This window comes from Methanogenium cariaci JCM 10550 (assembly GCF_001315945.1).
Lineage (GTDB): Archaea > Halobacteriota > Methanomicrobia > Methanomicrobiales > Methanomicrobiaceae > Methanogenium > Methanogenium cariaci.
Window position 1 is genome coordinate 102638 of the sequence record NZ_BBBG01000004.1, and the last position, 11070, is coordinate 113707.

Consider the following 11070-nt stretch of genomic DNA (forward strand, 5'->3'; position numbering starts at 1 on the left):
TGCCATATCCGGGTATACCGGCGTCAGCTTTCCGGATGCCGGGCAGATGGAAATGATCATTTTGGGTTCCTCATTATTGATACCCCCTCTGTTCTGCTTAACAGTTGCAATGTCGCCGAAAACGGACATGGCATCTTCCTCTCCGGTGCGGAGAAATGCACCCTCATGAATAATTCCATGGAGGGAAATCGCTATAACTTCGGCATCTACGGTGGTGACGAACGAGAATTTATTCATTCCATCGACACAAGCAACACGGTTGACGGAAAACCGGTGTATTATCTCCTTAATGCCACCGGCAACCCTGAGGGGGGGATTTCGCCGATGCCGGAACAATATATGCATCCAACTGTGTCGGACTCAACATCCATGACCTGACCCTCTCAGGCAATCATTGTGGCATCTACTTCCGGAACACCACCTCATCCATCATCACAGGTGTGACGACACCGGAGAACAGAATTGGCATTCAGTTGGATAGGTCGTCGCATAACAGTATTGTCAATTGCCGGGCAACAGAGAACGGGTGTACAGGTATAGAACTTCGGAGTTCTGAGGAGTGCCTACTGACTGGAAATGCCATGGACGGCAACAGATACAATTTTGTTGTTTATGCCCAGGAAGATGCGGATTATGTCCATTCCATCGATACGAGTAACACCGTCGATGGAAAAGCAATTTATTATCTTTTCAACGCCACCGCAAACCCTGAAGGAGACTTCGTCGATGCCGGGACAATATATGCATTCAACTGCACCGGGCTCGACATCCATGACCTAATCCTCTCAAATGAATATGCCGGTGTCTATATCCGGGACTGCTCCGGACTTGATATCCATGATCTGACCCTCTCGGACAATAATTATGGCATTGCTCTCGGAACCAGCACAGATATCACCCTCGACACGATCGCAGCTACGGAAAATAATCACGGCATATATCTGAAAGACTGCTCTGAAAGCACAATCCGGGGGGGTGTTACCGCACAGAATAATGGTGATGGAATAATGAGTTATGATTCCGAGAACAATCACATATCGGACTGCATAATAGAGGAGAGTAAATGGCGTAGTATAGTTTTAGTTGGGAACAGGAACTGCATAGTTTCATACTGCACAGTTTCGAACAGTAACGCATACAACAATTACTGGTACAGGAATATTCATCTCATTGGATCAAATAACTGTATCCTCTTTCTCAACTCGTTCGTCAAAAACACCACATATGAGGAGTACTATTCTCAGGACATACTCTGGAACTCACCCTCTGCTCTCACCTACCTCTACGGTGAGAAAATGTACACACATACCTCTCCCGTGGGCAACTACTGGGGGGGACAGCATACAGTGGCACAGATCAAAACGGTGACGGTATCGGGGGATTCGCCGTTTATCGGCAACGGCTTCACCGACAACTATCCACTTATGGAACCGGTGGATGCCTATACCTTTGTGAAGAACACAGGGGGGGCTGACGATATTGATACTACCGGCAACAACCATGTCGGTGCCGCTGGCAACCTGAATGCCGGGGATGCGGTGACGATGCCGTTCGAGGGAGCGGCTGTTACCGGCGTTACCATCACAGCAGCAAAGAATATCAATCTCATGACAGTCACGGTTGGTCCCGTGCAGACAGGGCCAAAAGGACTGAACGGCCCGGTCTACCAGTATCTTGAGGCAGACCTCATCCATACCACTGACGATGCAATCGCTGAGGCGGACTTCAACTTCTCTGTCCCGAAGGCGTGGCTGACCGTACAGGGACTCACTCCGGAAGATGTGGTTCTCTGGCGCTACCACGACGGCGCATGGGTGCCTCTCCCAACCGAAGTTCTCCGTGATGAGGGCGACCACATCGTCTGTCGTGCTGTTTCACCCGGATTTTCATACTTTGCCATCGGTGAAGGGGGGGACGCAGTGACGACCCAGCCGGTGGAGACCACACCAACAGCTGATGCAGAGGCAGAATCGGGAGACGGGACAATACCTGTCAGCACCCCCCCTCCTCCGCTCCGGTAAAGGGGGGGAGCACACCAGAACCCACGGTGCCCCCTGAGGAAAAAGGTGGGGCGGCAGCAACAGCCACTCCCCCCCCGCAGCAGAGCCCGGCAGGTCTGTGTAGCATGCTGGCTGCAGTAACTACAGCAGCTCTGCTCTTCAGGCGACACTAAAAATCTATTTTTTTGAAAGACGGGGTGATGGGTCTGTCCCCCCCCATTCTTCCATTCATTTCAATCTGACCAGGGAACGACCCTCACAAGATGATTCGGTTGGAACATTTCACCCGTGGGCCATGATTATTGCATCCGGCGGAACAATCCGGCCGTCTCAGAACGAACAGGGAACCAGAAGATACCACAGACATCCATCAATCCAGCTTCTGCACCAACTCCGCAACCGTATTCAGCAATTCATACCCGCGATAGCTGATCCGGTATTCGCCACGCTCCGCCCGCTGGAGGATCATCCCACATTTCTGGAGTTTTTCAAGATGAAAGAGGAGGTTACCCCCCCCGCGGATACCGGTCAGTTTCGAGAGATCCGTGAATGTCTTTCCGTCATGGTAAAGGGCTTTTAAGACCTGTATCCGGACCGGACTTCCCAGGGCGTCGCTGAAGAGGGCGGCGGCCTCTTTCTCCGGCAGAGAACCGACAGCAACATCGGTGTCCGGCTCTTTCCGACATACCCCCCCAATCGCCTCCAGCATCCCGAGCTGCTGGTTCAACTGATTCTCCGCCTCTGAAAAACAGGATGCACAGCGTTCGTTTACTGCCTGAGATTTCATTGCAGTCATTTTTCCACGAATGGCTTCAATATCATCCGGGGAGAGTTCCCCCCCTGACTGGATGTTGGCAAGAGTCTCTCCGAAGAGCGCTCCAAAAACCGGACGGCAGTTCTTCCACATAGAGCAGTCCCCCCCTGCTTCCTTCCCGATGGCATCACACCCGTTTTCGCGGTAGCCGCTCACAATGGCATCGGCGCAGTTGTTTCGGAAGTCTGACAGAAGTGAGATCGCCTGCTGATGATGGACCTGTTCGGTGTAGCGGTTCAGGTCAGACCGGAGGGCAGCGATCTCGGTCCGGATTTCATGGAGTTCATCGGTTGGTACTTGATCTGTCTGCATATTTTTCTCACCGGGCCAGTGCATCCGGGTCAGAAATCTGTACCGGACAAGCCACTAGTACATTTTTGTAACAATTTAGTATATAATCATATGTGAGTATAGAATATATGGTGAGAACCATGACGGCACTTACAGAAGAAATGAAAACCGCCTTTGCAACAATAAAGGCATTCCCGGTCGCCACCGCCTCAAAGGACGGCTGGCCAAACGTTGTCCCCCCATCGGATTTGTGGAACTTGTCGATGACGAGACCATCTGGATTGCAGACAACTTCATGAAAAAGACCCTTGCAAATATCCGGGAGAACCCGAAACTCTCTATCTATGTCTGGGGGGGCCGGAGACGAAGGGATGTTTCCAGATTAAAGGTGATGTCGAACTGAAGACAGAAGGGCCGGATTTTGCAAAGATGCAGGAGACGGTCCGGGCGAAGATGGCACAGGCTCCCGCAAAGGGCCTGATGATCGTAAAAATCCGTGAGGTATTCCAGTGCAGTCCCGGGCCGGGTGCCGGGGGGGACAAACTTCTCTAAACTTTTTTTGAATCGTGTTAGGGAGCTGGGATACGTTCACCATTTCAATTTTAGCCATTTTCTCCGATGTTCCCGGATGCGTGAATTGCAGCGTCCGGATGTCCCTGAAAAATGACGTCCATCCTAATTCCGTGAAACGGGACTGATTTTTAAAACGGTCAGATTCAAAACAGTCAAACCACATCAAACCAATTTTTACTGCATGAAACCGTCCTCAATTATCTTCATCACCATCACGGCCATCATCGTGCTCTGTTGCGCAGGATGTACAACCGTTGAGGAGCCTCCGTCCACAGAAATTACCGGGGGGGACCAGCTCGAAGAATACATGCATAACGCGGCAGTTTATGCCAGAAGCGTTGATAAAGACGAGGCACTTGCGGCATTTTCCGATCCAAACGGGCCATATGTGAAAGATAATCTCTACATCTATGCCTATGACTTCAATGGCACGCTCATCGCCCACCCATACCAGCCGGAGAAAGTGGGAACTGATCGGACGAACTGGACCACGGCAAACGGCCTCCACTTTGTAAAGGCGGCAAGCGATGCCGCACGGAACAAAAGCGGCTACATCGTCTACATGTACCCGACACCGGGAGAAGAGCAGAAAATCGATGAAGAGATGCATAATCTCTACGAGGTCAAACTGGGATATGTCGAGCAGGTGGATGACACCTGGTGGATAGGTTCCGGCATATATCTCTCGGACTATATTGACGCAGCGACCGGGGGAAATGCCCGCAGAGATTGCAAAGATGACCGCCCTCACCGAATCGGCAGTTGCCTATGCCCATGAAAACGGCACCCCCCCTGCCGCTCTCGCAGAGATTGATAATCAGGACGGTCTCTTTACCGAAGGCAACCTCTACATCTATGCCTACGATTACAACGGCACCCTTGTTGCCCACCCCCCCTACCTTGCACCGGGCATGAAGGGGACGGACCTCTCCGGGTATGAAGGGCCCTATGGAGTACCGGTCATCAACGTCTGTGCACAGACCGCCAAAAACGGCGGCGGGTTTGTGGTCTTCGGCTGGGAGAACCCGGAAAAAGGCGGAGCGACCGAACTGAAACTCGGCTACGTCCTGCCGGTGGACGATGAGTGGTGGGTCGGATCCGGGCTCTACCTCAGCGACATCTTTGGTGAGGAAGAGACCGCCACTGCATCCAAAGGAAGAACCGTTGCCGATGTGGTGGACTTTGTAACCAAAGCCTGCGACCACGCAGATTCCGTCGGAAAGGAGCAGGCCCTTCAGGATTTCGGTGACCGGGACGGCGAATTTGTGGACGGCAACCTCTACCTCTACGTCGAGGACTTCAACGGCACGACCCTCGCCCACCCTATCCACCCCCCCCAGAAGGTCGGGGTCTCGCGGCTGAATGCCACCGACCCGAATGGTCTTCTTCTCGTAAAGGGACTCTGTGAAACAGCAGCCGAAGGCGACGGATTCTTCATGTTCATGTACCAGGACCCGGCCGACAACTTCACGCTCACCCCCCAAAACTCGGGTATGTGAAGAAGGCAGGAGATGACTGGTGGATTGGATCCGGTGTCTACCTCGCCAATCTGGTGGATCCAAAAACTGGCAAACCTCTTCCCGTCATCTCCGACCTGACCGGATTTGTCAAAGAAGCACAGGCATATGCACAGAGCATGGCGAAGGATGTAGCACTCTCTGACTTCCGTGACCCGGCCAGCGAATTCGCCGATACCACTCACCCCCCCATCTATGCCTTCTCACAGGACGGCGTGTTGCTGGCAGACACCACCCACCCTGATGCGGAAGGCACCGATCTCTCTGACAGCGTCGGGGACTATGGTGTTTCATACGTCACTGAAGGAGCAAAGATGGCCGGGAACGGCGGCGGCTTTTTGATCTCCACCCCCCCACAGGGTGAAGGCCAGCGTCTGGACTATGTCCTGCCGGTGGACGATGAGTGGTGGATTGGGGGGCCGGTGTACCGGTCTCCGTGATTGTGGATGAAAGTTATCCCGTGTCTGTCTGAAAGAAAACCAACTCATTTTTTATTGCACGCCGGTCAGGGAACACCAGGAAGAACATATATCCGCCCCCCCGACTGTCCATTAGTTCCCGATGAACTTCTCCCATCCCGTCTCTACATGCCCCCCCGTTGATCTCGCCCGCACCATCGCGGCCCTTGCTAACAGCGGCGGGGGAGAGTGCCGCATTGAGGGAGAGCACGGGCCGGGAAGAGAGTTGCTCGGAGCCGCCCTCAGGGAAATTGTGCCACCTCCCACAATCATTGACGCCACGGGGTTCACCCCCCCCACAAGAGAGATCGGTGCTGAAGACCGGCATCGTTTGTCCGCCACAGGTGACGGTGAGTGAAGATGAAAGGGGAATAATCGTCACGGTTGCACCGGGCGAATCGCTCTGCACCGTCGGGGGGACGGTGGTGGTGATCGAGGACGGGGCAATCCAGACGCTCGGCATCAGAGACGTTATCCGGAGGGCGGGGTCAGGCGGATAGAATCGTTTCTGTCGGTTCCGGATAAGTGAAGAAACAAAAAAATTATCCTCCCGGTCAATTCAATTCTGCCTTAGTAATGGTATCGGGAGTCCCTTTGATCATGGTCTCCCTGGTCTGATATTGATATTTCTGTGCCTTCAGATCTTCTCCGAATCTTCATTTAATGACAGGAAATACTGTTTTTATGGCTCTATCGAAGTCCTGTCGTTGAACGTTTAGACCCAAAGGGAAATAACCCAAAAAAGTGGCCCGTGCCGGGGGGGGAAAATATGCCCACACAGAAGCCCGGAGAGGGCCGATCTCAACCGGAGATACCCCCCCATACATCCTCCCCCCCAAAATAAGGGTCAGTGGTGACCCCCTTAATAGCCTGCAATAAATGGCCATTTTAGCAAATAAACGGCATAATGGAGGTATATTTCTGCGGGAAATAATGTGCAAAAAATACGGCCATTTTACCCTCCGATCTCCGTACGGGGGGGTCGGAAGTGGATGACATAAGGGTGACATAAAACCGATAGACAGGAGTCTCTGTTTCCGTCATGCATCCGGTCTGCGCATACAGGCAGATCTACAGAACCACAACCGGACACGTAATATCAGCCATTATTCTGCTGTTCGGTATACTTCCTGCATTGTCTGAAATACTTTCGTATCTTGTTTTTTACGTCTTTATCCGATCGTTCCAGTTCCTTGTATGCCAAAAAGATCCGGCCAGCATCCCCTATCGCGTTGTGGGCTTTCAGCTTGCCTTTCTTGTTTGCAGGCAGTTCGTACTGGAAATGTTCCGATGCGATTTCATCGGATTTCAACTGCACATTCAACGCAAAACAGGTTCTGTCCAGAGACAGGCGTTTGTCCATCTTCATCATCCGTTTGATCGTATCCTGAACATCAATGATGATACTTTTATCTCCCTGATATCCGGATCTCCGGATGCACAGAAGATCGGTCTTCCCCCCGTAGACAAAACAATGCCGGATATCGTATTTTGATGCAACGCTTTGGAGAAAGACCCCCCAGTTCATCGTATACGGAACCTGCCAGATTCAGCAGACCGGGTATCTCCTCCATCTCCACCATGCGGTTTTTATTATATTCAATATTGTAGTGTTTTCGGTGTAGATTCGCCACTTCTACCAACGACGGCTGAACCGTCATCATCATTTCATTCGTATTATTCCTCCATTTTTCGACTTCAATATCCTTCGAAAATGTTTCGAGATGGTCTCAACGATGGTATCGTCATCAGGATCGTACACAACGATTCCCAGTTCAATTGGAAAATAAATTAATTTCTTCGTTCCATGGATGTGGCCGAATTCCATATCCAGAAATGCCAGTTTATCCCCCCCCATATAAAAATAATGTCGGGATGACTGCCAATAAATATATTCAAATAATCGCGCCCATCACAAAACCTTCAACAAAAAATCAGGAATTGCAGGAGATCACTCCACCGCAACACTTCTCTCCGGTGTCCATGCCGGGTCGACAACACTCAGCATGGTCGCCGGTGACGCTCCGGTATTTCGGTAGCCCTTCACCTGATCCGGTGCAATCCATGCGACACTTCCGGCAGGCACCCGGAGACTATTTCCATCGGGGGGTGAACACCTCAACCACCCCCCCGGTGATCACATAGATCAGTTCAGACGCACCGGCGAGTTTGTTAAAATCCGCAGACCCTCCGGGAAGGAGTTCTGCGTATGCGACACTGTAGTCAATCGGGAAATTTCGCTCAGGCATCAGCACCGGATTTGCAAGCGTGTAGAGCATCATATCAGACCCGATATCCCATGCAATCCCTTTACGGGGGGGATCGGGGGGGATAACAATCGGGACATGGTCTTTCCCATCATCCACGTTGGCGGTAAACTCTGTCAGTTCATCCCCGGACAGTTCAACCGCCGATGAAAAGGGCGGCTGAATCACGTCAATGTAGTGGAGGGGGGGTGCATCTCCGACCGCGGTAATCGACTGCAAAACTCCGTCCGGTAAAATCACGACCTCTCCTTCGCGGACGGTCACCGTTGTAGTGTCACAGCGGATCTCTGCTTCTCCACCGGTCAGATAAACAAACTCCGAACTTCCCACCAACCGGTGTGGAGGGGTCGCATTGCCCGGCGGGATGGTGACATGCCCGAGGCTGTAGTTTGCCGGGATATCCGGACTTTCATCGCCGATGAGCCCGGAATAGTGTCCCTGACCATCGAAGATGGAGAACCCTTCCCCCGGCGTGATCAGTCGGATGCCTCCTGCATCCTCTGCCGGGGGGGAGGGATGCCCGGTGAGGCACCCGGCGGAGATGAACATGAGTGTGGATACGAAAATGAGACAGATAAACCGGTGCATGAATAGTGAATCTGCGGGAGATAACATAAAACAGATTACCTGCATGGAGAGTATGCGAAGAATAAAGAACCGGAAAAGAGAGGGGGGGGTATCGCGGAGAACATCACCCGGAGACGATGATGTCACGAACCCTATTGTATCAGCATTTAAAAAAGGAGGACAGGTATTATCCGTTTCTCCTCACGGGGCGTCTCCTCTAATCATTCTTTTGTCTCCTGATTATCAGGAAACCGACACCAATAATTGCGATGATCAGACCACTCCAGAGCCAGAGGGATGAGCCCTCAGCTGACCCCCCCGGGGATGTTTTGGTCATATCCGGCAGGGGGGGCACTTCAGGCCCCGCTTCTGCAAAGAGCGCGTAGGTGCTGAAATGACTGATCGGAATTGTGATCGTTCTCTCTCCGGGGGGGTCAGGCACTCCTGCGAAAACTTCCCATTCCCCCCCACTCGTGCTGTTGAACCATCCTACTTCCGCCTGATTGCCATACCGATTCCATTCTTCCTCTGAAAGTGTGAATGTCAGGGTAATTGCGGGTGAAAAGGTAACTCCCTCCGGTGTGCAGTTGTATGCATAGAGGGCAGCAGGCTGATCCAATGGCCCGATCTGTCCGGGTGTCGGGATGGTTGCAACAGGAACCGCGACAATACTGACCGTATCAATTGGCATACCGAACGTATCCCGTGCCACCACTCCGGCACCGATGGTCAGGTATCCTGAGTGATCATCCGCCCAGAGAATAACCGTGCTCCCTACCTCTCCGTTGGGACTGACCGGAAGTCTGGCAGTTCCGGTAAACTCAGCAGGTTTTGTCACCGGTTTTCCGGGTGTAGTCGTCACGGTCGCCTCGGGTGTCGGTGTCGTCGTGGTCTGAACCGGAGTGGGGGGGTTGGGGGGGTAACGACCAGAACCGGCTCATCATTGTCACCGCTATCACGATGATACGAGACGGTGATGAACCGCTCTTTATCAGCAGTTACACTGCCGTACACATTCGTAGCCGTCAGTGAGACAGTGTATGCCCCCCCTACACTCTGATACGTGTGCACGGGATTACGCTCCACGGACGTCTGCCCGTCGCCGAATTCCCAGAGCCAGGCAGACGGTTCACCGGAGGTTTTGTCAGTGAACGTGACTGTCAGTGGGGGGGCATGCCCCGTATTTGGGCTGGCACGGAAGTCAACGGTCATCGGATTGGTGACGGTAATATATCCTGCCTTTTCGATTGTATCCGCACCCATTACATTGGTGATGGTAAGGGAGACATCGTATACCCCGGCGGAGGTGTAGGTGTGTGCCGGATTCTGCTGATTCGATCTGTTTCCGTCACCAAAGTCCCACGCCCATGAACCAGGATGACCGCTGGAATAATCGTAGAACTGCACAGAGAGCGGGGCCGTGCCGGTGACCGGGACGGCAGCGAATTGTGCCAGGGGTTCCTCATTCGGGGTGAAAGCCACGAGTGACTTGATTGAGAACCTTCCGGCGAAAGTGCGGTGAAGGTGAAGATGCCATCCGCATAGGTATAGGATGTCTCAAGCAGTGAGACCTCACCATCATCAGACATGCTGAGAATCGTGAAATTCTCCGCACCGCCCCCAGGTATTCACATATCGCTCAGGTGCACTCATCACAATGACTGCATCCGACACGGTGACACCGCCCAGAGCGGATTTATTGATTGCCATTGTGTAGGCGACCTCTTCGAGTTCCGCATGCTTCTCACTCAATACTCCGAGCTGGAAGATCCGGCCCACCGTCTCATTCACCGCACCACGAGTGATGGTGATGTTTAAGCCGGTGTCTGCGTTCGTCAGGGCAGAGAGGGAGCCTGAGATGTCTGCGCTGATTCCGGTGTTTACCTGGCCCACATCGCCGCTGAGGTCAACGGAACCGGAGATGTTATCGATTTTTGCTCCGGTGCACTCACCGGTCCATTCAGACGATTGGTTCTCCATACCGGAGGTTTGGATGATTATATCAATGCCTGGGTTGCAGACAAGGATGGTCGTGTTGTCATTGGTGATGGTCGCATGCCGGTTCGCGGATATATTGATGGACACTTCCTGCGTATCATCGTCAAACGTCATGTTGTCGACCATGACCGGCTGATTATCGACAAGAGCCGTATTCACCGGTGTGATGTTGATAAAACCGGGTTCCATGTCATCGAAACTGTAGGTGGCGTTGTCTCTGGCCCAGTGGAGGTTTACCAGTCGGATTTCACGCTCGCCGGGCAGTCCGTTGGAATGCACTTTGATATCAACGAGCGGGATGGATTCTTTTCCGGTGATATTGTGTGGGCTGGCCGCATTGACTTCAAGCCAGCCGTTTTCGTTTATGATGGTGGAATCAACTGTTAAACCAGGCATCGTCCCGTTCGCCCGGACATCGATGACCGACATGACCGTCCGGTTGAACTCCATTATGAAGGAGACATTTTTCACGTCATTAAGGCCGGATGCGCTGACGGTCAGGTATTTGGAAGATTCAACAGGCAGGGTGCCGTTAGGCGCCTCAATCACGGTGCGGGCTTCGACATTAATAAAACCATCCACACG

14 protein-coding genes and 1 pseudogene are annotated in these 11070 nt (G+C 52.7%); 7 read left to right on the forward strand and 8 right to left on the reverse strand.

The window, feature by feature from the left end; genetic code table 11:
- The first annotated feature begins 6 nt into the window (after positions 1–6).
- Genes JCM10550_RS16910 through JCM10550_RS24435 form a run of 3 tightly spaced genes read left to right on the forward strand, consistent with a single transcriptional unit; the run spans position 7 to position 2173 of the window.
- Positions 7–378 (forward strand): right-handed parallel beta-helix repeat-containing protein, encoded by a 372-nt coding sequence (locus JCM10550_RS16910; protein ID WP_083475313.1) that lies wholly within the window; start codon positions 7–9, stop codon positions 376–378.
- A complete protein-coding gene (locus JCM10550_RS20455; protein ID WP_245618786.1) occupies positions 375–2021 on the forward strand; it encodes a NosD domain-containing protein in 1647 nt (548 codons plus the stop codon). Before JCM10550_RS16910 ends, JCM10550_RS20455 begins: the two co-directional genes overlap by 4 nt.
- Positions 2022–2047: 26 nt before the next feature.
- Positions 2048–2173, forward strand: coding sequence for a hypothetical protein (locus JCM10550_RS24435; protein WP_281175266.1), 126 nt, complete (start codon positions 2048–2050; stop codon positions 2171–2173).
- Between the two features lie 197 nt (positions 2174–2370).
- Here the strand turns inward: JCM10550_RS24435 and JCM10550_RS05305 are convergent, their stop codons facing one another.
- Positions 2371–3126 (reverse strand): winged helix-turn-helix domain-containing protein, encoded by a 756-nt coding sequence (locus JCM10550_RS05305; RefSeq protein WP_172673774.1) that lies wholly within the window; start codon positions 3124–3126, stop codon positions 2371–2373.
- 119 nt (positions 3127–3245) lie between these two features.
- Here JCM10550_RS05305 and JCM10550_RS05310 point away from each other — a divergent pair.
- From JCM10550_RS05310 to JCM10550_RS05325, 4 genes and pseudogenes are all read left to right on the forward strand, one after another.
- Positions 3246–3657 (forward strand): annotated as a pseudogene (locus JCM10550_RS05310) (pyridoxamine 5'-phosphate oxidase family protein).
- A gap of 202 nt (positions 3658–3859) precedes the next feature.
- Positions 3860–4456, forward strand: a complete 597-nt coding sequence (locus JCM10550_RS05315; protein ID WP_062397517.1) for a cache domain-containing protein — start codon at positions 3860–3862, stop codon at positions 4454–4456.
- A complete protein-coding gene (locus JCM10550_RS05320; protein ID WP_062397519.1) occupies positions 4395–5177 on the forward strand; it encodes a cache domain-containing protein in 783 nt (260 codons plus the stop codon). The genes JCM10550_RS05315 and JCM10550_RS05320 overlap by 62 nt, the downstream gene beginning before the upstream one ends.
- Complete coding sequence (locus tag JCM10550_RS05325) at positions 5174–5635, forward strand: hypothetical protein (protein ID WP_062397521.1); 462 nt, start codon at positions 5174–5176, stop codon at positions 5633–5635. Before JCM10550_RS05320 ends, JCM10550_RS05325 begins: the two co-directional genes overlap by 4 nt.
- Before the next feature lie 13 nt (positions 5636–5648).
- Here the strand turns inward: JCM10550_RS05325 and JCM10550_RS05330 are convergent, their stop codons facing one another.
- The 7 genes from JCM10550_RS05330 to JCM10550_RS05360 form a co-directional block, all read right to left on the reverse strand.
- Positions 5649–6116 (reverse strand): hypothetical protein, encoded by a 468-nt coding sequence (locus tag JCM10550_RS05330; RefSeq protein WP_062397523.1) that lies wholly within the window; start codon positions 6114–6116, stop codon positions 5649–5651.
- A gap of 636 nt (positions 6117–6752) precedes the next feature.
- Positions 6753–7181 (reverse strand): hypothetical protein, encoded by a 429-nt coding sequence (locus JCM10550_RS05335; protein ID WP_062397525.1) that lies wholly within the window; start codon positions 7179–7181, stop codon positions 6753–6755.
- 423 nt (positions 7182–7604) lie between these two features.
- Positions 7605–7739, reverse strand: a complete 135-nt coding sequence (locus JCM10550_RS24440) for a hypothetical protein (RefSeq protein ID WP_281175267.1) — start codon at positions 7737–7739, stop codon at positions 7605–7607.
- Between the two features lie 7 nt (positions 7740–7746).
- Positions 7747–8634 carry a cupin domain-containing protein gene (locus JCM10550_RS05345; RefSeq protein WP_062397527.1) on the reverse strand — a complete coding sequence of 296 codons (888 nt, stop codon included), beginning with the start codon at positions 8632–8634 and terminating at the stop codon, positions 7747–7749.
- Positions 8635–8704: 70 nt separating this feature from the next.
- The gene (locus JCM10550_RS05350) at positions 8705–9349 is read right to left on the reverse strand and encodes a hypothetical protein (protein ID WP_062397530.1); all 645 of its coding nucleotides are present in this window, start codon (positions 9347–9349) and stop codon (positions 8705–8707) included.
- Positions 9346–9969: a PKD domain-containing protein gene (locus JCM10550_RS05355; RefSeq protein ID WP_062397532.1), complete on the reverse strand. Its 624-nt coding sequence runs from the start codon at positions 9967–9969 to the stop codon at positions 9346–9348. The genes JCM10550_RS05350 and JCM10550_RS05355 overlap by 4 nt, the downstream gene beginning before the upstream one ends.
- A gap of 99 nt (positions 9970–10068) precedes the next feature.
- Positions 10069–11067 carry a hypothetical protein gene (locus JCM10550_RS05360; RefSeq protein ID WP_062397534.1) on the reverse strand — a complete coding sequence of 333 codons (999 nt, stop codon included), beginning with the start codon at positions 11065–11067 and terminating at the stop codon, positions 10069–10071.
- Positions 11068–11070: the final 3 nt, after the last annotated feature.